Origin of the sequence: Paraburkholderia sp. PREW-6R (assembly GCF_039621805.1) — a bacterium.
GTDB lineage: Bacteria > Pseudomonadota > Gammaproteobacteria > Burkholderiales > Burkholderiaceae > Paraburkholderia.
Genome location: NZ_CP155073.1, coordinates 2,036,446 through 2,058,083, shown reverse-complemented (window position 1 = coordinate 2,058,083; position 21,638 = coordinate 2,036,446). Strand labels below are relative to the sequence as shown.

General features: G+C 63.8%; 21 protein-coding genes. 18 read left to right on the top strand and 3 right to left on the bottom strand.

Annotated features, from left to right (window positions below; translation table 11 throughout):
* Positions 1–48: 48 nt before the first annotated feature.
* From AAGS40_RS08895 to ftsB, 10 genes are all read left to right on the top strand, one after another.
* The gene (locus AAGS40_RS08895) at positions 49–294 is read left to right on the top strand and encodes a hypothetical protein (RefSeq protein WP_345810917.1); all 246 of its coding nucleotides are present in this window, start codon (positions 49–51) and stop codon (positions 292–294) included.
* A gap of 360 nt (positions 295–654) precedes the next feature.
* The gene (locus AAGS40_RS08890; RefSeq protein WP_345810916.1) at positions 655–1,908 is read left to right on the top strand and encodes a lipoprotein-releasing ABC transporter permease subunit; all 1,254 of its coding nucleotides are present in this window, start codon (positions 655–657) and stop codon (positions 1,906–1,908) included.
* A complete protein-coding gene (lolD, locus tag AAGS40_RS08885) occupies positions 1,901–2,641 on the top strand; it encodes a lipoprotein-releasing ABC transporter ATP-binding protein LolD (RefSeq protein ID WP_345810915.1) in 741 nt (246 codons plus the stop codon). Before AAGS40_RS08890 ends, lolD begins: the two co-directional genes overlap by 8 nt.
* Before the next feature lie 52 nt (positions 2,642–2,693).
* Positions 2,694–3,482 (top strand): TatD family hydrolase, encoded by a 789-nt coding sequence (locus tag AAGS40_RS08880; RefSeq protein WP_345810914.1) that lies wholly within the window; start codon positions 2,694–2,696, stop codon positions 3,480–3,482.
* A 134-nt stretch (positions 3,483–3,616) separates the two neighbouring features.
* Positions 3,617–6,208, top strand: coding sequence for a DNA internalization-related competence protein ComEC/Rec2 (locus AAGS40_RS08875; RefSeq protein ID WP_345814333.1), 2,592 nt, complete (start codon positions 3,617–3,619; stop codon positions 6,206–6,208).
* Between the two features lie 88 nt (positions 6,209–6,296).
* Positions 6,297–7,100, top strand: a complete 804-nt coding sequence (locus AAGS40_RS08870) for an alpha/beta hydrolase (RefSeq protein ID WP_345814332.1) — start codon at positions 6,297–6,299, stop codon at positions 7,098–7,100.
* Positions 7,101–7,264: 164 nt separating this feature from the next.
* Positions 7,265–8,938, top strand: coding sequence for a CTP synthase (locus tag AAGS40_RS08865; RefSeq protein WP_345810913.1), 1,674 nt, complete (start codon positions 7,265–7,267; stop codon positions 8,936–8,938).
* On the top strand, positions 8,935–9,789 hold the full coding sequence (kdsA, locus tag AAGS40_RS08860; RefSeq protein WP_345810912.1) for a 3-deoxy-8-phosphooctulonate synthase: 855 nt from the start codon (positions 8,935–8,937) through the stop codon (positions 9,787–9,789). The genes AAGS40_RS08865 and kdsA overlap by 4 nt, the downstream gene beginning before the upstream one ends.
* Before the next feature lie 176 nt (positions 9,790–9,965).
* Positions 9,966–11,249: a phosphopyruvate hydratase gene (eno, locus tag AAGS40_RS08855; protein ID WP_028199512.1), complete on the top strand. Its 1,284-nt coding sequence runs from the start codon at positions 9,966–9,968 to the stop codon at positions 11,247–11,249.
* Between the two features lie 106 nt (positions 11,250–11,355).
* Positions 11,356–11,793 carry a cell division protein FtsB gene (gene ftsB, locus AAGS40_RS08850; protein WP_345810911.1) on the top strand — a complete coding sequence of 146 codons (438 nt, stop codon included), beginning with the start codon at positions 11,356–11,358 and terminating at the stop codon, positions 11,791–11,793.
* A 146-nt stretch (positions 11,794–11,939) separates the two neighbouring features.
* Here the strand turns inward: ftsB and AAGS40_RS08845 are convergent, their stop codons facing one another.
* The 3 genes from AAGS40_RS08845 to AAGS40_RS08835 all read right to left on the bottom strand — a co-directional run bounded on the left by AAGS40_RS08845 (position 11,940) and on the right by AAGS40_RS08835 (position 13,904).
* The gene (locus AAGS40_RS08845; protein WP_345810910.1) at positions 11,940–12,320 is read right to left on the bottom strand and encodes a hypothetical protein; all 381 of its coding nucleotides are present in this window, start codon (positions 12,318–12,320) and stop codon (positions 11,940–11,942) included.
* A 45-nt stretch (positions 12,321–12,365) separates the two neighbouring features.
* Complete coding sequence (hslO, locus tag AAGS40_RS08840) at positions 12,366–13,316, bottom strand: Hsp33 family molecular chaperone HslO (RefSeq protein WP_345810909.1); 951 nt, start codon at positions 13,314–13,316, stop codon at positions 12,366–12,368.
* Positions 13,317–13,379: 63 nt separating this feature from the next.
* Complete coding sequence (locus AAGS40_RS08835) at positions 13,380–13,904, bottom strand: gamma carbonic anhydrase family protein (protein WP_345810908.1); 525 nt, start codon at positions 13,902–13,904, stop codon at positions 13,380–13,382.
* A gap of 288 nt (positions 13,905–14,192) precedes the next feature.
* Between AAGS40_RS08835 and AAGS40_RS08830 the strand changes: the two genes are divergently transcribed.
* From AAGS40_RS08830 to dapA, 8 genes are all read left to right on the top strand, one after another.
* Positions 14,193–15,092, top strand: coding sequence for a ferritin-like domain-containing protein (locus AAGS40_RS08830; protein WP_345810907.1), 900 nt, complete (start codon positions 14,193–14,195; stop codon positions 15,090–15,092).
* A gap of 143 nt (positions 15,093–15,235) precedes the next feature.
* Positions 15,236–16,120: an alpha/beta hydrolase gene (locus tag AAGS40_RS08825; protein WP_345810906.1), complete on the top strand. Its 885-nt coding sequence runs from the start codon at positions 15,236–15,238 to the stop codon at positions 16,118–16,120.
* 200 nt (positions 16,121–16,320) lie between these two features.
* Positions 16,321–17,151, top strand: a complete 831-nt coding sequence (locus AAGS40_RS08820) for a 3',5'-nucleoside bisphosphate phosphatase (protein ID WP_345814330.1) — start codon at positions 16,321–16,323, stop codon at positions 17,149–17,151.
* A 165-nt stretch (positions 17,152–17,316) separates the two neighbouring features.
* Complete coding sequence (locus AAGS40_RS08815; protein ID WP_345810905.1) at positions 17,317–17,952, top strand: L-threonylcarbamoyladenylate synthase; 636 nt, start codon at positions 17,317–17,319, stop codon at positions 17,950–17,952.
* 47 nt (positions 17,953–17,999) lie between these two features.
* Positions 18,000–18,662 carry a site-2 protease family protein gene (locus tag AAGS40_RS08810; RefSeq protein ID WP_345810904.1) on the top strand — a complete coding sequence of 221 codons (663 nt, stop codon included), beginning with the start codon at positions 18,000–18,002 and terminating at the stop codon, positions 18,660–18,662.
* A 6-nt stretch (positions 18,663–18,668) separates the two neighbouring features.
* Positions 18,669–19,871: a tryptophan--tRNA ligase gene (locus tag AAGS40_RS08805; protein ID WP_345810903.1), complete on the top strand. Its 1,203-nt coding sequence runs from the start codon at positions 18,669–18,671 to the stop codon at positions 19,869–19,871.
* Between the two features lie 89 nt (positions 19,872–19,960).
* Positions 19,961–20,599, top strand: a complete 639-nt coding sequence (locus AAGS40_RS08800; protein ID WP_345814328.1) for a class I SAM-dependent methyltransferase — start codon at positions 19,961–19,963, stop codon at positions 20,597–20,599.
* Positions 20,600–20,642: 43 nt separating this feature from the next.
* On the top strand, positions 20,643–21,566 hold the full coding sequence (gene dapA, locus AAGS40_RS08795; RefSeq protein WP_345810902.1) for a 4-hydroxy-tetrahydrodipicolinate synthase: 924 nt from the start codon (positions 20,643–20,645) through the stop codon (positions 21,564–21,566).
* Positions 21,567–21,638: the final 72 nt, after the last annotated feature.

The window sequence follows — 21,638 nt, the reverse complement described above, 5'->3', positions numbered from 1 at the left end:
GCGGCATACCGCGCGCGGCGGACCCGCGCAGATACGATGGAGACCGTTATGTCACGTGAGCTGAGAAACGAGCAGGAACTGCTGACCATTGTCGTCAAGGCGCTCGATGCCAACCCATCCACGGCAGGCTGGATACCCACAGGCCTGCACGAAACCGTCGATGACGAGTCGGGCTGCAACTGGGACATCAGCCATCTGCATCGCGACCGCAAGGACGCCGACGTGCGGGAGCGCGCGACGAGCGACGCGGCCGGCATCATCAATGGTCTGCGAAGCCGGTATAACCTGCGATAGCGCCACCACTGCGCGCCTGCATGGTGGACGCGGCTCGCGGCCGCGCCGTGAGCGAGGAAAGCGACAGCAACGAAACAGGAACGGGTGACTCGAGGGCCCGCCCCGTGCCGTTTGCGCGGCGCGGCGGCATTGTATGGCAAACTTCGCGCTTGATTGATGTCGCCCCACGCGGTGCCGGCGGCGCGAGGTTTGCTGTCGCACCGGATCGCAGCGACGGACTCGCAGGAACCATCCGGGGTCGCCGCGACACCAATGATCAGGGTGCTCGAGCCGCACGGTGCGGCGCGACGGGGCCGGAAGAACGCTGCCGCGGGGCGGCGCAAACCGGTGAGCAGCCGAAGAACGCAGATAAGGATTCGCTTGAAATTTCCCTACGAATGGCAGATTGGCTGGCGCTATACCCGCGCCGGCAAACGCACGACCGGTAACGGATTCATTTCGTTCATCGCGCTCGTGTCCATGTCCGGCATAGCGCTCGGTGTTGCGGCGCTGATCGTCGTCCTGTCGGTCATGAACGGATTTCAGAAAGAGGTGCGTGACCGCATGCTGTCCGTGCTCGCGCACGTCGAAATTTTTTCGCCGACCGGCTCCATGCCCAACTGGCAGTTGACCGCCCAGGAAGCGCGCCAGAACAAGGAAGTGATCGGTGCGGCGCCGTATGTCGAGGCCCAGGCGCTGCTCACGCGTCAGGATGCCGTGAGCGGTGTGGCGTTGCGCGGCGTCGAACCGTCGCTCGAGCCGCAGGTATCCGACATCGGCAAGGAAATGAAAGGCGGCAAGCTGACCGATCTCGTGCCGGGCGATTTCGGCATTGTGCTCGGCGCGGATCTCGCAGCCAATCTCGGCGTGCAGGTGAACGACAAGATCACGCTGGTCGCGCCGGAAGGCACGATCACGCCGGCGGGCATGCTGCCGCGGCTGAAACAGTTCACCGTGGTGGGCATTTTCGAGTCCGGGCATTACGAATACGACAGCACGCTCGCGCTGATCAACATCAAGGACGCGCAGGCGCTGTTCCGGCTGCCCGCGCCGACCGGCGTGCGGCTGCGCCTGACCGACATGCAAAGAGCGCCGGAGGTCGCGCACCAGCTTGCGCGCACGCTGTCCGGCGACCTGTATATCCGCGACTGGACGCAGCAGAACAAGACGTGGTTTTCGGCCGTGCAGATCGAAAAACGCATGATGTTCATCATTCTCACGCTGATTATCGCGGTGGCGGCGTTCAACCTCGTGTCGTCGCTCGTCATGACGGTGACCAACAAGCAGGCCGACATCGCGATTTTGCGCACCCTCGGCGCGCAGCCCGGCTCGATCATGAAAATCTTCGTGGTGCAGGGCGTGACGATCGGCTTCATCGGCACGGCGACCGGCGTCGCGCTCGGCTGCCTGATCGCGTGGAGCATTCCGTGGCTCGTGCCGATGATCGAGCACATGCTCGGCGTGCAGTTCCTGCCGCCGTCGGTGTACTTCATCAGCGAACTGCCGTCCGAACTGATTCCCGCCGATGTCGCCCGTATCGGCGTCATTGCTTTCCTGATGTCCGCGCTGGCCACGCTGTACCCGAGCTGGCGTGGTGCCAAGGTCCGTCCTGCAGAGGCACTGCGCTATGAATGACCGTTCCGCCCACCTTTCCATGACCTCTGACGCCGCGTTGCATCCCTACGTGCTGGAAGCGACCGGCATTTCCAAGTCGTTCGTGCAGGGCGGTCTGAACGTGACGGTGCTCAACAATACGCAACTGAGCGTGCGGCGCGGCGAGAAACTCGCCATCGTCGGCGCATCCGGTTCGGGTAAAAGTACGCTGCTGCATGTGCTCGGCGGACTGGACGATCCGAGCGCCGGCCATGTGTCGGTCATGGGCAAGCCGTTCACGCAACTGTCCGAACGTGAACGTAACGATCTGCGTAATCGCGCGCTCGGCTTCGTTTATCAGTTTCACCATTTGCTGCCTGAATTTTCAGCGCTGGATAACGTCGCGATGCCGTTGCGGATTCGCCGCACGACCACCGAGGCCGCGCGCCACGAAGCGCTCGCGGTGCTGGAGCGCGTGGGCATGGGGCATCGTGCGAAGCATCGGCCGGGCGAGTTGTCGGGCGGCGAGCGGCAGCGTGTCGCGATCGCCCGCGCACTGGTCACGAAACCCGCATGCGTGCTCGCCGACGAGCCCACCGGCAACCTCGACGGCGGCACCGCCGACACGGTTTTCAACCTGATGCTCGAACTGTCGCAAACGCTCGACACGAGTTTCGTGATCGTCACGCACGATCCGGAGCTTGCCGCACGCTGCGATCGCATCATGCGTCTGCGTGACGGCGTGCTGCACGAAGAGCCGCACGTGCGGGCTTAGGCGTCTTCGCCCGGCGTCTTCTTTCACTGCTCCGCCGTTCGCGAGGCGCGCCATGTGGATCGATACACACTGTCATCTCGACGCTTCCGAATTCGACGCCGACCGCGACGAAGTCGCGGCCTCGGCGCGCCGGGCGGGCGTCGGGCGGATCGTGATTCCGGCGATCGGCCGCGGTAACTTCGCCGCGGTGCGTGAGCTGGCGCATCGGATCGACGGCGGCGCGTATGCACTCGGCATCCACCCGCTGTTCACGCCGTCCGCGCAGGAGAGCGACCTCGACCTGCTGCGCATGGAGATCGAGGCGAGTCTGGATGATCCGCGCTTTGTCGGCATCGGCGAAATCGGGCTCGATTATTTTGTCGACGGGCTCGACGACGCGCGCCAGCAATTCTTCTACAACGGCCAGCTGCAACTCGCGCGGGAATTCGATCTGGCGGTCATCTGCCACGTGCGTAAATCGCAGGACCAGGTGATCAAAGGCTTGCGCCGGCACCAGATTCATCGCGGCATCGCCCATGCGTTCAATGGCAGTTTCCAGCAGGCGCAGGCCTATCTCGATCAGGGCATGCATCTTGGCTTCGGCGGCAATCTGACATTCGAGCGGGCACGGCAGATCCGGCGCCTCGCGCAGCAGTTGCCGTTCGACGCGCTCGTCGTCGAAACGGACGCGCCCGACATTGCGCCGTCATGGATGTACAAGCAGCGCAACTCACCCGCGCAGATTCCCGCCATCGGCGCGGGGCTCGCGCACCTGCGCGGAATGGCCGCCGACGCAACCGCCCTAGGCACAACGGCTAACGCGCTCGCGGCGCTGCCCCGGCTGGCCCTTTCCTCCGCATAATCCCCGATGATGGTTTGAGTGATTCGCGCCGGGCGAGCACTTCGCCCCGCGGGAGCGCGACGTCCGTCTTTTGACGCTTGTGCTGCACGTGTGGGTGTGGCTGCGTCGCCCGGCGCATGAAGGGCGGGGGGCGCATGCGGGCGGGGTGGTGTGGGTTTGCGTTGGGCGTGATCTGGCTGCAGCAGCAGGCGGCGTTGCCCGGCTGGCGGGGATGGCTTGCGTTGAGCGTGGCCGTTACCCTTGCGGTGGGCATAGCGGTGCGCGCGTTTCGCACGCGCTCGCGGTCATTCGTCGCGTGGGGCGCGGTATGGATCGCCGCCATCTGCTGCGGTTTTGCTTACGCTGCCTCACGCGCCGAGATGCGCGTGGCCGTCGCGCTGCCGCCTGCCTGGGAAGGCCGCGATCTCCAGGTCACCGGCAGCATTCACGGCCTGCCGTCACGCGACGACAAAGGCGCGCGCTTCCTGTTCGACGTGACTTCCGTCGATGCGCCGATCACCGCGTTCCCGCGCGTCATCCAGCTCTCGTGGATCGCCGACGATCGACCACCGCCGCCGCTCGAACCCGGCGCGCGCTGGCGTCTGACCGTGCGGCTCAAGCGGCCGCACGGCAATGCGAACTTCGGTGTGCGCGATGCCGAAGCTACGCTGCTCGCGCGCAATGTGCGCGCCACCGGTTACGTGAGCGCGCCGGCACATGCGCTCCGGCTGGCAGGGCATGCGGGAGGCGTCGCGGTGATCGTCGATCGCTGGCGCGCCGCATTGCGTGAGCGGATCGACGCAGTGCTGGGCGACGCGCCGCATCGCGGGATCGTGGTGGCGCTTGCCCTCGGCGCGCAGGACGAAGTCAGCGCCGCCGATTGGCAACTGATGCGCGCGACGGGTACGAGTCATCTGGTCGCGATTTCGGGGCTGCATATCGGCATCGTTGCGGGATTGGCTGGCTGGTTCGCGGGTGCGTTGTGGCGACGCTCCGGTTTCATCGGCCGCGACTGGCCACTGCGTGTGCCGGCGCAGAAAGTCACCGTTTCGTGCGGCGTGCTGTTCGCCGCATTGCACGCGGCGCTGGCGGGCTTTAACGTGCCCGCGCAGCGCGCGCTGTGGATGGCCGGCGTACTCGCGCTCGCGTTTCTCGGCGGACGCAATCTGCCGCGCTCGTCGGTGCTGGCGTGGGCTTTGGGGCTCGTGCTGCTGATCGATCCGTGGGCGGTTCTGTCGGCGGGATTCTGGCTGTCGTTCTGCGCGGTGGGCGCGATACTGCTGGCTATGTCGGGCAATCCTCGCGTACAGGATCATGCGCAACATCCCGAGCACAATCTGGAACACCAGGAGGGCGTTGGCGCATCCGGATGGAGCGCCTTGCAAGCACGTCTGGTTCGTGGACTGCGCAGGACCGGCATGCGGTTGCGTAGCGCCGCGCACGTGCAGTTCGCGGTGACCGTGGCGCTTGCGCCGCTCACCGTCTACTGGTTTTCGCAGCTACCACTGATCGGCCCGATTGCGAATGCGTTTGCGATTCCGTGGGTGAGCCTGCTCGTGACGCCGGCCGTGCTCACAGGCGTCGCGCTGCCCGCACCGTTCGATGCATACGCGTGGCATGCCGCGCACGCGCTGATTGCGCTACTGACCGAAGCTTTGCAGCGGCTCGCCGGCCCGGCGTGGACGCTGTGGCGCTTGCCGCAGCCTGACGCGTGGTCGTTGGCCGCAGCGGCGCTCGGCGTACTCTGGTGTCTCACGCCGCGCGGCTGGCCGCTGCGCTGGGCTGCGCCGCTCGCCTGGCTGCCGTTGTTGTGGCCGGGTCCGTCGGGACCGTCGCCGGGCGCGTTCCGGCTGACCGCGCTCGACGTCGGGCAGGGTACGTCCGTGCTGATCCAGACCGCACGACACACGCTGCTGTTCGATACCGGACCGGGACCCGAATCGACCCACGCCGGTGAGCGCGTGGTGGTGCCCTTCCTGCAGGCGCAAGGTATTAACGCACTCGACACGCTGATCATCAGCCACGCGGATTCCGATCACTCGGGCGGCGCGCCGGCGGTGCTGGACGCGATCGAGGTGCGTCAGATGGTTGCCGCGCTCGCGCCGGCCAACTTTCTGTGGGACGCGGCCCGGCGGCATGGCGCGCAGACGCTGCCGTGCGCCGCCGGACAGCGCTGGCAATGGGACGGCGTCGAATTCGCGATTCTCTGGCCCGACCCGGGGCCGCTGCAAGGCAAACCGAACGCGCACTGTTGCGTGCTGCGCGTGAGCACTGGCGCAGCGGGGTCCGAGGTGCCGGGTAAAACTGCTCAGTCCACCCGCGAGGTGCTGACGGCTCTCCTCACGGCGGACATCGAAGCGCCCGCCGAACGGGCGCTGCTTGCACGGGAGCGCAGCGCGTTGCGCGCGCAGGTGCTGGTCGTGCCGCATCATGGCAGCAAGACCTCGTCTACCGAGCCGTTCCTCGACTCTGTCGAGCCGCTCGTCGCGTTATTTCAGGTAGGCTATCGCAACCGTTTTCATCATCCGAATGCGGGGGTGTTCGAGCGATACGAGGCAAGACATATCCCGCTCGGACGCAGCGATACCGACGGCGCGGTTCGTGTCGAAGTCGAGCCCGCGAGCGGGCAGGGCGTGCAGCGCGTGCAGGGAGTGCAGGGCGTGGATAGCGCGAAAAGCGCGGATAGCGGCACGCTGACGCTCGAACGCTACCGCGACACGCAGCGTCGTTACTGGATGGACCGCTGAGGCGCATCTGAAGAAAAAAGCAGCGCGCTCCATGGCTCGCGGCAGTTACGCGAAGCTCGCGCGCAATACAGCACGGAGAGAGCCGCAGTTGAAAAACATCATTCACTTCTCGCACGCGAACGGCTTTCCGGCGTCCACCTACCGGACGATTTTTGCAGAACTCGCGGACGATTACGAAGTACGCGCCATCGAGCGCATCGGCCACGACATGCGCTTTCCCGTGACGCAGGACTGGCCGCATCTGGTCGAGCAACTGCTCGACGATGTGGGCCGCCGTTACGAGCGGCCGGTGTGGCTGGTGGGGCATTCGCTTGGCGGCTATCTGTCGCTGATGGCCGCGCTCAAGAAACCGCAATGGGTGCGCGGCGTGGTGATGCTCGATTCGCCGGTGATCGCGGGCTGGCGCAGCAGCATGCTGCGCGTATCGCAATGGACCGGGCTCGACGAGCGGCTGTCGCCCGCGGCGGCTACGCGCACTCGGCGCACCCAGTGGGCGAGCCGCGACGAGGCATGGCGGCACTTCCACGCGAAGCCCGCGTTCGCGCGCTGGGACGAACGTATGCTGTCCGACTACATCGACTTCGGCATACCGCAGAGTTCGCCCGATGGTTCGCGCACGCTGGCGTTCGACCGGCGCATCGAATATCAGATCTACAAGACGTTGCCGCACACGCTCGGCTCGCGGCTCGCGCGCGGCGCGCCGGTGCCGGTGGGATTCATCGCCGGAACGCGTTCGAAGGAGATTCGCCAGGCCGGGCTCGAAGCGACGCGGCGCGCAACCGGTGGCCATATCGAATGGATCGAGGGTAGCCACCTTTATCCAATGGAAAGACCGCTCGAAACGGCTCGCGCCGTGCAGCGGATGTTGCGCGAACTGGAGCGGCGCGGCTGAGTCTGGCTCGCGCGTTCGGGGCAGAACGCGCAGCGAAAACGGTGCATGATCGGCATATGCGATAGCCCGCGCGGCGGCATATGCGCGTGTGCGCGTCGCGCGGATTTTGCTGGGGTTGGGACCCTGCTTACGGTATAATCCGTTTTTCCCGCGAGCATCCAGCGATGACCAAATATGTTTTCGTCACCGGCGGCGTAGTATCTTCCCTCGGCAAGGGTATTGCCGCCGCTTCCCTCGCCGCGATCCTCGAATCGCGCGGTCTGAAAGTCACCCTCCTCAAGCTTGATCCGTATATCAACGTCGACCCCGGCACAATGAGCCCGTTTCAGCACGGCGAAGTGTTCGTGACGGAAGACGGAGCGGAAACCGACCTCGACCTTGGCCACTATGAGCGCTTCATCAGCACGAAGATGCGCAAGGCCAATAACTTCACCACGGGCCAGATCTACGAATCGGTGATCCGCAAGGAACGCCGCGGCGATTATCTCGGCAAAACGGTGCAGGTCATCCCGCACATCACGAATGAAATTCAGGCGTTCATCGAGCGCGGCGCGGCGTCGGCCACGTGCGGCGAGCCGGATGTCGCGATTGTGGAAGTGGGCGGCACGGTCGGCGATATCGAATCGCTGCCGTTCCTCGAAGCCGCGCGTCAGATGAGCCTGCGCATGGGCCGCAACAGCGCGTGCTTCGTGCATCTCACGCTCGTGCCCTGGGTCGCCACGGCCGGCGAGCTCAAAACGAAACCTACGCAACATAGCGTGCAGAAGCTGCGCGAAATCGGTATCTCGCCGCACGTGCTGCTGTGTCGTGCCGACCGCCGCATTCCGGACGACGAGCGCGCGAAGATCTCGATGTTCTCGAACGTCCCCGAAGACGCGGTGATTTCTGTGTGGGACGCGGACAGCATCTACAAGATTCCGCAAATGCTGCACGATCAGGGGCTCGACGCAATCATCTGCGAAGAACTCAAGCTCACGCCGAAACCGGCCGATCTGTCCATGTGGTCGGAACTGGTCGAAAAGCTGCAGAACCCGAAAAACGAAGTCACGATCGGCATGGTCGGCAAGTACGTCGATCTGACGGAATCGTACAAGTCGCTGATCGAAGCGCTGCGCCATGCGTCCATGCATACGGGCACGCGCGTGAACATCGAATATATCGACTCGGAAGAGATCGAGACGCATGGCGTCGAGAGCCTCCGGCATCTGGACGCTGTGCTCGTGCCGGGCGGCTTCGGCCGTCGTGGTACCGAGGGCAAGATCGCTGCGATCCGCTATGCGCGTGAAGCGAAGGTGCCGTACCTCGGCATTTGCCTCGGCATGCAGCTCGCCGTGATCGAATTCGCACGCGACGTGGTCGGTCTGAAAGACGCCAACAGCACCGAGTTCGACCAGGAAACGCCGAACCGTGTGGTTGCGCTGATTACCGAGTGGTACGACCGCGAAGGCCGCGTCGAAAAGCGTACCGAAGAATCAGATCTGGGCGGCACGATGCGCCTCGGGTCGCAACGTTGCCCGATCAAACCCGGCACGATGGCCGAAGAGATCTATGGCAAGGACGTGAACGAGCGTCACCGGCACCGTTATGAAGTCAATAACCGCTTCGTGCCCCAGCTCGAAGCCGGCGGCCTTATCATCAGCGCCCGTACCCCGAGTGAAGACCTGCCGGAAATGATGGAATTGCCGCGCAGCATGCATCCGTGGTTCGTCGGCGTGCAGTTCCACCCTGAATTCACGTCCACGCCGCGTGACGGCCATCCGTTGTTCAAGTCTTTCGTCGAGGCGGCGCTTGCGCATCATCAGGCGTCTGCTGCGAACAAGGTCGGGGAGAAAGCATGAAACTGGGCGATTTCGAAATCGGGCTCGACAAGCCGTTTTTCCTGATCGCAGGCACCTGTGTCGTCGAATCCGAGCAGATGACGATCGACGTCGCCGGCCGCCTGAAGGAAATCTGCGCGAAGCTGAATATTCCGTTCATCTACAAATCGTCGTACGACAAAGCCAATCGCAGCAGCGGCAAGTCGTTTCGCGGTCTGGGCATGAACGAGGGTTTGCGGATTCTGTCGGAAGTGAAGCGCCAGCTCGGTCTGCCCGTGCTGACCGACGTTCACGCCGAGCACGAGATCGAGCAGGTCGCGTCGGTTGTCGACGTCCTGCAAACGCCCGCTTTCCTGTGCCGTCAAACGGATTTCATTCACGCTTGCGCGCGTTCGGGCAAACCGGTCAACATCAAGAAGGGCCAGTTTCTCGCACCGCACGACATGAAGAATGTGATCGACAAGGCGCGCGACGCCGCGCGTGAAGCAGGTTTGTCGGAAGACCGTTTCATGGCGTGCGAGCGCGGCGTGTCGTTCGGCTATAACAACCTCGTGTCGGACATGCGCTCGCTTGCGATCATGCGCGAAACGAACGCGCCGATCGTGTTCGACGCCACCCACTCGGTTCAGTTGCCGGGCGGCCAGGGTACGAGCTCGGGCGGGCAGCGCGAGTTCGTGCCGGTGCTGGCGCGTGCCGCGGTCGCAGTGGGCGTGTCGGGTCTCTTCATGGAGACGCATCCGAAGCCGTCGGAAGCCAGGTCGGATGGCCCGAACGCCGTGCCGCTCAATCGCATGGCCGATCTGCTCGAGACGCTTGTTACACTCGATCAGGCCGTCAAGCGCGCGCCGTTCCTCGAAAGCGATTTCAATTGAGTCAGGTGTTCGTTGCGTGTCACGTCAGGGTTGCATAATGACCCGCTCGTGGGCACGCGGCGAACGCACGCAATGGTCGTCGAACGCATCGTCGCAGAAGTCTCATGCCGGGGAGATCGGCACACGCGCGGTGCAGTGTCACAGTAAAGAATTCAACGTCATTTCTTGAGGAAACCATGAGTGCTATCGTAGATATCATCGGTCGAGAGATTCTCGATTCGCGAGGCAACCCCACCGTCGAATGCGACGTGCTGCTCGAGTCGGGCACGATGGGCCGCGCTGCGGTGCCGTCGGGCGCTTCGACCGGCTCGCGTGAGGCAATCGAACTGCGCGACGGCGAAGCCGGCCGCTACGGCGGCAAGGGTGTGCTGAAGGCTGTCGAGCACATCAACACCGAAATCTCCGAAGCGATCATGGGCCTCGACGCTTCCGAACAGGCTTTTCTCGACAAGACGCTGCTCGAACTCGACGGCACGGACAACAAATCGCGCCTCGGCGCGAACGCCATGCTGGCTGTCTCCATGGCGGTCGCGAAGGCCGCGGCTGAAGAAGCCGGTCTGCCGCTGTATCGCTACTTCGGCGGCTCGGGCGCAATGCAGCTGCCGGTGCCGATGATGAACATCGTCAACGGCGGTGCGCACGCGAACAACAGCCTGGACATCCAGGAATTCATGATCGTCCCGGTCAGCCAGCCGACCTTCCGCGAAGCGCTTCGCTGCGGCGCCGAAGTATTCCACGCGCTGAAGAAGATCCTGTCGGACCGTGGCATGAGCACGGCCGTGGGCGACGAAGGCGGCTTTGCGCCGAACTTCGGCAGCAACGAAGAATGCCTGTCCACGATCCTGCAGGCGATCGAGAAAGCAGGCTACCGCGCTGGTGAAGACGTGCTGCTCGCGCTCGATTGCGCGGCGAGCGAGTTCTACCACGACGGCAAGTACCAGTTGGCGGGCGAAGGTCTGCAACTGTCGTCCACCGAATTCGCCGACTACCTGGCGAACCTCGCCGACAAGTTCCCGATCGTGTCGATTGAAGACGGCATGCACGAAAGCGACTGGGCGGGCTGGAAGACGCTAACCGACAAGCTCGGCAAGAAGGTCCAGCTGGTTGGCGACGACCTGTTCGTCACGAACACGCGCATCCTGAAGGAAGGCATCGAGAAGGGCATTGCCAACTCGATCCTGATCAAGATCAACCAGATCGGCACGCTGACGGAAACCTTCGCGGCAATCGAAATGGCCAAGCGCGCGGGCTATACGGCGGTGATCTCGCACCGTTCGGGCGAAACCGAAGATTCGACCATCGCGGACATCGCGGTTGGCCTGAATGCCGGCCAGATCAAGACCGGCTCGCTGTCGCGCTCGGACCGCATCTCGAAGTACAACCAGTTGCTGCGTATCGAGGAAGATCTCGGCGATATCGCCAGCTATCCGGGCAAGTCGGCGTTCTACAACCTGCGCTAATGGTCACGCAGCTAGCGCTGACCGATGAGCCGGTTATTCTTCGTTTCTGATTGACCCGCCGCCCTGCGTATAGCGCAGGGCGGCGTGTATTTATTGTGCTTATTTCATGCGGCTCGTCACTGCTGTCCTGATCGTACTGCTGGCGCTGATCCAGTACCCGCTCTGGTGGGGGCACGGCGGCTGGCTGCGCGTCCACGAGTTGCAGCAGCAACTGGCGCAGCAACTGCAAAAGAACACCGATTCCAAGCTGCGCAACGAGCGCATTCAGGGTGAAGTGCAAGACTTGCAAAACGGCACGGCTGCGGTGGAAGAGCGGGCGCGTTACGAAATGGGCATGGTCAAAGACGGCGAGGTGTTCGTGCAGTTCGTGTCGCCGAATGCGCCGTTGCCGAGCGCGAACACGCCGTCGGTGACAACGTCGACGCGTGGGGAAGTGTCGGCCGCGCCGCTGCATGTGGTGCCGAACCCCGAGTCGCGTGCGAAGCCAGATCGCAAACACGGTGGCAAGGGCGGCGCGAAGGACAGGAAGCCGGCTGCGCACTGAAGTGGCAAACCAGGCGGCAACCGAAGCGGCAATCCGATCGCCTCAGGCCGAGGCCAGACGCAAAAAAGGCGTGGTACGAACCACGCCTTTTTTTCGCCCAACGCATTCCAAGCATGCCGGATTGCGTTCTATCCGATGCGGCTCGCCTACCAGCCCCAGGTCGGCCCGTAGCCGATCCCGACACCGGTGCCCCAGCCATGTCCCCAGCCGCCACCGTAATAGCTGCCGTACACGCTCACCGGCGGCGAGTAATACCGCGAGTACGCCTGAGCCGCGTTTTCCGCGGCGATCGCCTGATTCTGCTCGGCCATCACCTGCTGATCGATCGCATCGTAGCGTTGACGTTCCGCAGGGGAGAGCGGTTGCACGGTGCTGGCTGCGCCCGACTGGTCAGCAGGAAGCCGGCTGTAAATCGGCGACGGACCCGGCGGGTCCATCATGCAGCCGCTTAGCACAGCGGCACTGCCCAGCACGGCCAGCATGGCGAGCGAGTGTGCGCTACGCTTGAACGAAGTTCGATAAGTCATGTTCAGTCTCCATCCGCCGGACGCCTTCGGACCCTGTGCGTCGCGTTAATGCCGCTGGTCGGCCGCGGGCGTCACACCTTGTGAGAGCGCATCGGCGACGAAAAGTTGCGCCACGTCCACCGGGTCGAACTCATATCGCTGGTTGCAGAATTCGCAATGAATTTCGACGTGACCGCGCTCCGCGATCACACTGTCCACCTCGTCGCGGCCCAGCATTTTCAGCATGGCGCCGACTTTCTCGCGTGAACAGCTGCATTCGAAGCGCGTCTTCGCAGGCTCAAAATGCTGTACGTTTTCCTGCCAGAACAGCCGGCGGAAAATCGTTTCCGGTTCTTCCTTGAGCAGTTCGTCCTGCGACATGGTGCCGCCAAGCGTGCACACGCGCTCCCAGGTATCCGCGTCGAGATCGCCGGGATGCGGGACGATGCCGCCGTCGCCGGGCAGCTTCTGCAGCAGCATGCCGACCGCGCGGTCGGTGTTCGCGGCGAGCCACAGGCGCGTGTCGAGCTGTTCCGAGTGGTGCATGTAGTGCTCGAGCACTTCCGACATGGTTTTGAGCGGGCCGTCCACACCCGACAGCGGCACGATACTCTGATACGGCTGCTGGCCGGGCTGCTTGTCGCGCGGGTCGAGGGTGATCACGCAACGGCCGTGGCCGCTTGCGTTCAGAAGGTCGATCATTGAAAGATCGTCGCTGATTACGCTGTCGCTCTCGCCGGACAGCTTTGCAGTGGCGCGCATGGACAGATCCGAGCTGCACTGCACGACCAGCATCTTGGCCGGCCCGTCACCGAAAATCTGCATGATGAGCGTGCCGTCGAACTTCAGATTGGCCGACAGCAGCGCGCATGCGGCCATCATCTCGCCGAGAATGGTTCTCACGGGCGCCGGGTAATCCCGCCGCGTCAGCACTTCCTGCCACGTATTGCGCAGTGAAACGATCTCGCCGCGCACCGGCGCAGCGCTGAACATGAATTTTTGCAACTGGTCGCTCACAACTTTTCCTCGGTCGAATGACGCGGCCTGATGCCGCGCCCTGCGCGCCGCGCGCCCGGCTGGTTAGCCGATGCGCACGAGTTGCGCCTTGAAATACTCGCACCGCTCGACATAACCTGCCGAGCTGCGCTTCAGATTGGCGATATCCGTCTCGGTGAGTTCGCGCACCACTCTGGCGGGCGCGCCGAGAATCAGCGAATTGTCGGGAAACACCTTGCCTTCGGTCACGACGGCTCCCGCTCCGACCAGACAGTTGCGGCCGATTACCGCTCCATTCAAGACCACCGCCTGAATGCCGATCAACGAGCCTTCGCCGATCGTGCAGCCGTGCAGCATGACCTGGTGGCCGATCGTGACGTTCCGTGCGACTGTCAGCGGGAAACCCGCGTCCGCATGGAGCACGGCGCTTTCCTGTACGTTGCTGCCTGCGCCGATGGTAATCGGCTCGTTGTCGCCGCGAATCGTCGCGCCGAACCAGACACTGGCGTTCTCCTCGAGCGTCACGTTGCCGATGATGTTCGCCGAATCTGCGACGAACACGCTCTCATGGATAGTCGGGGCGGCGTCGCCAAGCTTGTAGATGGTCACAGTGTCTCCTCTGGATCGGTCGCGCGCATTGCGCGGAGCAAGGGTCTGAATGTCGTGTCCCGCTGGCCGTGCGGGAACGCCGGCCGGCGCGTCAGGCGCGCTGATGAGTCGAATCGGGTATTGTAAACGGTTGTGTGGTTGGGCCGCTTGGCTGTCTCCGGCTGTCTGAGCGAAGCACGGCCACGGCGATTCCTGCTTGCTGAACGGCTGGCGCACGCTTGCCGCAGGCCGAATCTGGATGCTGGATGTCGGAAACGATCCGGCCCGCGTTTTTTCTCTTTGCTTGTCATGGTTTTCGCCACTCGATCTGTCCCGTCTAGTCCTCCACACGCTACCTCGCTACCGCAAGGCGAGCGTGTCGGCGGTTGCGCCCGCAGTGCGGCGCTCGCTGCACTGCTCGAGGCCGAACCGGTCGCAAAGGCCGCGGCGGCGCGCGCGATTCACGCGGCGGTGCTCGACGGCGACATGACCTGTCCCGCAGCACTCGAACTTGCCGAGCCGGCCGGCTTGCCAGGCCGTCCCTCCCGGCCCGAACTGGTCGAGCCGCGCAAGCTGGAGCGGCGCAGCATGCAATCTCCGCAAGGCCGCGCCGTGCTGCTGCACGCACTTGCGCACATCGAATTCAACGCGATCAATCTCGCGCTCGACGCCGTCTGGCGCTTTTCCCACATGCCGGCCGCCTTTTACGTCGACTGGCTCAAGGTTGCCGCCGAGGAGGCCTATCACTTCTCGCTGCTCACGGCGCGTCTCGCGGAATATGGCCACGCGTACGGTGACTTTCCGGCGCATGACGGCCTTTGGGACATGTGCGAACGTACCCGTGGCGACGTGCTCGCGCGCATGGCGCTCGTGCCGCGCACGCTCGAAGCGCGTGGCCTCGACGCGTCGCCGCCAATTCGCGCGCGTCTGCAACAGGCGGGCGATCACGCGTCCGCGGCAATTCTGGATATCATCCTGCGCGACGAGATCGGCCATGTGCTGATCGGCAATCGCTGGTTCCGGCATCTGTGCGACGAACACGGCCTCGATCCGCACCCGACTTACATCCGTCTTGCCGACCAGTATCACGCACCGAAATTACGCGGACCGTTCAATTTCGACGCGCGTCGGGATGCCGGCTTCGACGAAACCGAGCTCGCGGCACTGGTCGCAAGAGCGGCCCAGGAAGAGCCGCCGCCGGCACCGTAAGCGGCGGGCGGGGTGACGGCCCACGCACTTACAACCGGGTCGGGCCGTCCTGAGGGAATCCTCCGTTCCCTATCACGACGCGCCGCTCATTCACGTGTGCTCGCTATAATCGAACGATCATTCTTTTTTTAGGCGCGCCGTTCATGAACTCCTCCCGGTCCGAATTCATCTCCGTGCGCGGCATCCGCCTGCACGTGCGACGCTGGGGCAGCCCGGACGCGCCGATGCTCTTCATGCTGCACGGCTGGATGGACGTGGCGGCATCGTTCCAGTTCGTCGTCGACGCGCTGGCGGGCGACTGGCAGGTCCTCGCGCCCGACATGCGCGGCTTCGGATTGTCGGACTGGCCGGTTGCCGAGCGTGGCGGCGGCCATTACTGGATTCAGGACTATGTCGCGGATCTGGATGCGCTGCTCGATCACTACGCGCCATCCGGTGAAGTCAACCTGGTCGGCCACAGCATGGGCGCGAATATCGTGTGCATTTATGCGGGTGTCCGGCCGGAGCGCGTGCGTCGCGTGGTCGATCTGGAAGGGTTCGGGCTTGCGCCCGCCGATCCCGCGCACGCGCCCCGACGGCTGCTGAACTGGCTGGACGAACTGCGCGACCCGCCTCAATTGAAGCGCTACGCGTCGCTGGACGATGTGGCCGCGCGTCTTATCAAAACTAACCCGCGGCTCGACGCTGCGCGCGCCCGGTTTCTGGCGCAGCACTGGTCGAAACCGGACGGCGAGGGCCGCTACATGCTGCTCGCCGATCCGGCGCACAAGGTGCGCGGACCCACGCTTTACCGGCTCGACGAGGTGATGGCTGTGTGGCGTAAGGTCAGCGCAAGGGTGCTGCACGTGGAAGCCGCGAATTCGCCGACACTCGCACAGATCGCCGGCGAGATTCCTCTCAGTGAATTCAAGGCGCGCTTCGAAGCGTTCGCGAACTGGCGCGAGAAGATCATCGACGAAGCAGGGCACATGGTGCATCACGATCAGCCGGAGCAGGTCGCAGCACTGATCGAGGCATTTTGCACCTGATGCATTTGAGCGTAGACCGCACGCATTGACGCCGCGATTTGAGGCAGCGATCGACGCGGCGATCTAGGCAGCGATTGGGGTAGCGACTGGGGCGGCAAAGCCGTCCGCCCATCCTGCCGACGGGCCGGGCAACGCGAGATAGCGCTGCGTTCACTTACTGCATTGCAGTAAAATGAAATCAGATCCTGCTTACGACGATGATGAACGCCGACCTCCACTGTCATTCCACCGTTTCCGATGGCCAGTTCGCGCCGGCCGATGTCGCACGCCGTGCGCACGCGGGTGGCGTGACGTTGTGGGCACTGACCGACCATGACGAACTGGGCGGCCAGAAGGAGGCGCGCAGCGCCGCCGAAGAACTCGGCATGCCCTACGTGAGTGGCGTGGAAATTTCGGTCACGTGGGCGTCACGTACGGTGCATATCGTCGGGCTGGGTATTGATCCGACGAACGCGACGTTGATCGACGGTCTTGCGCGCACACGCAACGGCCGCGCCGCGCGTGCCGAAGCGATCGGCGAGCAGCTGGCCAGGCTAGGCATTCCGGACGCCTATCAAGGCGCGCTCAAATACGTGTCCAATCCCGACATGATCTCGCGCACGCACTTCGCGCGGTTCATGGTGGAAAGCGGCCATGCCAGTTCTACGCAGGACGTATTCAACCGTTTTCTCGGTGACGGCAAGCCGGGCTACGTCGGACACCGTTGGGCCAAGCTTGCCGACGCCGTCAGCTGGATTCAGGCGGCGGGCGGTGAGGCGATCATCGCGCACCCTGGCCGTTACGCCTATTCGCCGGTGGAATTCGACGCATTTTTCGCCGAGTTCATCGACCTTGGCGGCAAGGCAATCGAGGTCGTCACAGGCAGCCACACGCCCGACCAGTACCGCGAATATGCCGACGTCGCGCGCCGGTTCGGCTTCGAAGCGTCGCGCGGTTCAGACTTTCATGCGCCCGGCGAGGGCCGTGTCGATATCGGCACGCTGCCGCAGTTGCCCTCCGATCTGAAGCCAGTCTGGGAACGCTGGCTGTGATTGCCCGTCGTGCCATGTCGGCACGTCATGCGCGCGCGCGGGCGCTCGGGGTCCATCCAGCTTGTGCGTTCCGGTCCGCCCAGCTTCCGCAGTTTCGTCCGACCTTTTCCTGCTGTTGTCGCGCACGTTCCACCCGCTGTTCATCCGCAGGCACCATCCGTCACCATGTCCCAATACTTCCGGCTTCATCCTGACAACCCGCAGCCGCGCCTCGTCAAACAGGCGGTCCAAATCATCAACGATGGCGGCGTGGTCGCATTGCCGACGGATTCCAGCTACGCGCTCGCCTGCCACCTCGACGACAAGAACGCGGTCGAACGTTTGCGCCGCATCCGCGGGCTCGACGAGAAGCAACTGCTGTCGCTGCTGGTGCGTGACCTGTCGGAACTCGCCAATTTCGCGATGGTGGACAATCGCCAGTACCGGCTGATCAGGTCGGTCACGCCCGGTCCCTATGTTTTCGTGCTGCAGGCCACGAAAGAAGTGCCGCGGCGCCTGTCGCACCCGTCGCGCAAGACGATCGGCCTGCGGGTGCCGGAACATGCAATCACGCTCGCGATTCTGGAGGAACTCGGCCAGCCGCTGTTAGGCTCGACGCTGATCATGCCCGGCGACACGCAGCCGCTGAATGACCCGGAGGAAATCCGGGAACGTCTGGAGAAACAGCTGGATCTGGTCATCGACGGCGGCGCGTGTGTGTGCGAGCCCTCTACCGTGATCGACCTGACCGGGCCGGAGCCGGTGCTGGTGCGGCCGGGACGCGGCTCGCTCGCGCCTTTCGGTCTCGAAGAAACGGCATGAGCGAAAGCGGACAGACGCCCGCCAGCGCGTTGTTACAATAGCGAGTTATGGATTCTTCCCTGATACAGACCATTGCGGTGTACGCGCTGCCGGTGATTTTCGCGATCACGTTGCACGAGGCCGCGCACGGTTACGTCGCGCGCTGGCTTGGCGACAATACCGCTTACGTGCTCGGCCGCGTGTCCATCAATCCGATGCGGCACATCGACCCACTTGGCACGATCGCCATTCCTTTGCTGCTGTACTTTGCGACCAGCGGCGCATTCATGTTCGGCTATGCGAAGCCGGTGCCGGTCGCCTTCGGCAATCTGCGCAATCCGCGCTGGGGCAGTCTGTGGGTTGCGGTGGCGGGGCCGGCCTGCAATTTCATTCAGGCGTTGATCTGGGGCGTGTTCGGCATTGCCCTCGCGGTATTGAATGTCGACGAACCGTTTTTTACGCGCATGGCGGGCGCGGGCGTCGGCGTGAATCTGGTGCTCGGGGTGCTCAATCTGTTTCCGCTGCCGCCGCTCGACGGCGGCCGGGTCGTGATGGCATTGCTGCCGCCGAAGCAGTCGATTGCATTGTCGCGTCTCGAACCTTGGGGCTTTTTCATCGTGATGGCGCTGGTAATGACGGGCACGCTCACCCGCTACTGGTTGAACCCGCTCGTCACGATTGGCTACAGTGCAATCACGGCGGTCCTGACTCCCCTTGTTTCGCTCTTCTAGATAACCATGTTCCCAGACCGTATCTTCTCCGGCATGCGGCCCACCGGCTCGTTGCACCTCGGCCACTTTCACGGCGTGCTGAAAAACTGGGTGCGGTTGCAGTCCGAGTATCCGTGCTTCTTCTGCGTGGTCGACTGGCATGCGCTGACGACGCACTACGAAACGCCCGAGGTGATCGAGAAAAACGTGTGGGACGTCCTGGTCGACTGGCTCGCCGCCGGTATCGATCCGGCGCAGGCCACGCTGTTCATCCAGAGCAAGGTGCCGGAACACGCCGAACTCGCGCTGCTGCTTGGCATGAGCACGCCGTTAGGCTGGCTCGAACGTGTGCCGACCTACAAGGAGCAGCAGGAAAAGCTGAAAGACAAGGATCTGTCCACCTACGGTTTCCTTGGCTATCCGGTGTTAATGGCCGCGGACATTCTGCTGTATCGCGGCTCGCTCGTGCCGGTCGGCGAGGATCAGGTGCCGCATGTCGAAATGACGCGCGAAATCGCCCGTCGTTTCAATTATCTGTACGGCCGTGAACCCGGCTTCGAGCAGAAGGCCAGCGACGCTGCGAAAAAGCTCGGCGGCAAGCGTGCGAAGCTGTATCACGAACTACGTAACGCCTATCAGCAGGAAGGCGACGACGAGGCGCTCGAGCGGGCGCGTGCGCTATTGCAGGAGTCGCAGAGCCTCTCGATGAACGACCGCGAGCGGCTGTTCGGCTATCTCGAAGGATCGCGCAAGATCATCCTGGTCGAGCCGCAGGTGCTGCTCACCGAGGCGTCGCGCATGCCTGGTCTCGACGGCCAGAAAATGTCGAAGTCATATGGCAACACGATCGGCCTGCGCGAAGACGCGGAAACCATCACGAAGAAAGTGCGCACCATGCCCACCGATCCGGCGCGCGTGCGCCGCGCCGATCCGGGCGATCCAGACAAATGCCCAGTGTGGCAATTGCATCAGGTCTATACGGACGAAGCGACGCACGAGTGGGTCGAGAAGGGCTGCCGCACGGCGGGCATTGGTTGTCTCGAATGCAAGCAGCCGGTGATCGAAGGCATTCTGCGTGAACAGCAACCCATGCTCGAGCGCGCGCAGAAATACATGGACGATCCGTCACTGCTGCGCGCAATCGTCGCCGACGGTTGCGACAAGGCACGTCGTTTCGCGTCGGAAACGATGCGCGACGTGCGTGAGGCAATGGGTCTGTCGTACAACTGAGCATTATTCAGCATAAGGTCATGGAGATGCCGACCGACGCGTCATTCGACTCGTCCGACTTATCCGATTCCTCTGGTCCGTCTCCCGGTATGGGCGGGTCGGCGATGGCATCGGTACATGGCGGCGGCGAGCCGTCGCGCTGGGTGCGCCATTGGGCGCATCTCGTCGCGCCCGGCGGCGCGGTGCTCGACGTCGCGTGCGGAGCGGGGCGCCATGCGCGGTTTTTCGCGTCGTGCGGGCATCCGGTCACCGCGGTCGATCGCGATTGCGCCGCGCTCGCCATGCTGCGCGCCGCGCCGCCGATTGCCCCGGCGACCACCACGGCCATTCCAGCGCCCATCATCACACTGAACGCCGACCTCGAAGGCGCCGCATGGCCGTTGCCGCCTGACGCGACATTCGCGGCCGTGGTGGTCACGAACTACCTGCACCGGCCGCTCTTTCCGCAGCTTATGAAAGCGCTCGCGCCTGGCGGCGTACTGATTTACGAGACCTTCGCGACAGGAAACGGGAGCGTCGGCAAGCCCTCCAATCCGGCGTTCCTGCTGGCCCCTGGCGAGTTGCTCGACGTGGTCCGCGGCCACTTGCGAGTGGTCGCTTTTCAAGACGGTTTTCTCGCGCAGCCGCGCCCGGCTTACGTCCAGCGCATCTGCGCGATTCTGGAGGCGGAGCGCTCAGCCGAATCCGCGCAGGCGGCACCCCCGCCTTGTTACGAGTTGGCTGGCTAATCCGCTACAATCGCGGTTTACCTGATCAAATTCATGGCGTTTCATGACTAACGGCACTCAGAGCAACACCGGCAGCAACGACAGCGTAAAGATTCGCGGCAGCATTCCTGCCATCATCACCCCGATGCTCGAAGACGGCGGTCTCGATCTGCCGGCGTTTCGCAAGCTGATCGACTGGCACATCGCAGAGGGCACGAACGCGCTGGTCGTGGTCGGCACGAGCGGCGAGTCGGCTACGTTGTCTGTTCAGGAACATATCCTGATGGTCAAAACGGCCGTCGAGCACACAGCGGGCCGCATTCCGGTGATCGCGGGCTCGGGCGGCAACTCGACCACCGAAGCCATCGAACTCACGCAGCAGGCCAAAGAAGTCGGCGCCGACGCCACGTTGCAAGTCGTGCCGTACTACAACAAGCCGACCCAGGAAGGCATCTATCGCCACTTCCGGAAGATCGCCGAAACGGTCGACCTGCCGGTGATTCTCTACAACGTGCCGGGTCGTACCGTCGCGGACATGAGCAACGACACGATTCTGCGTTGCGCGCAGGTGCCGGGCATCATCGGCGTGAAGGAAGCCACCGGCAACATCGACCGCGCCGCGAATCTGATCAAGGCGGCGCCCGCGCACTTCGGCATTTACAGCGGCGACGATCCCACCGCAATAGCGCTCATGCTGCTCGGCGGCCATGGCAATATTTCGGTCACGGCGAACGTCGCGCCGCGCGCGATGAGCGAGTTGTGCAAAGCCGCGCTCGCGGCCGATGCGAAGACCGCGCGCGACATTCATCTGAAACTTTTGTCGCTGCATAAGAACCTGTTCATCGAATCGAATCCGATTCCGGCGAAATGGGCGTTGCAGCAATTGGGCCGTGTGCAAGGCGGCATCCGTCTGCCGCTGACGCCGCTCGACGCGCAATACCACGACGTGGTGCGCGGCGCGCTGCGCGAAGCGGGCCTGCTGGGCTAAGCGGATTCGGCCCGAGCGTCGCCCGCGCCAGCCCAACAAAGACTGCCCACCGGGCACTCCCTTAACCGACGT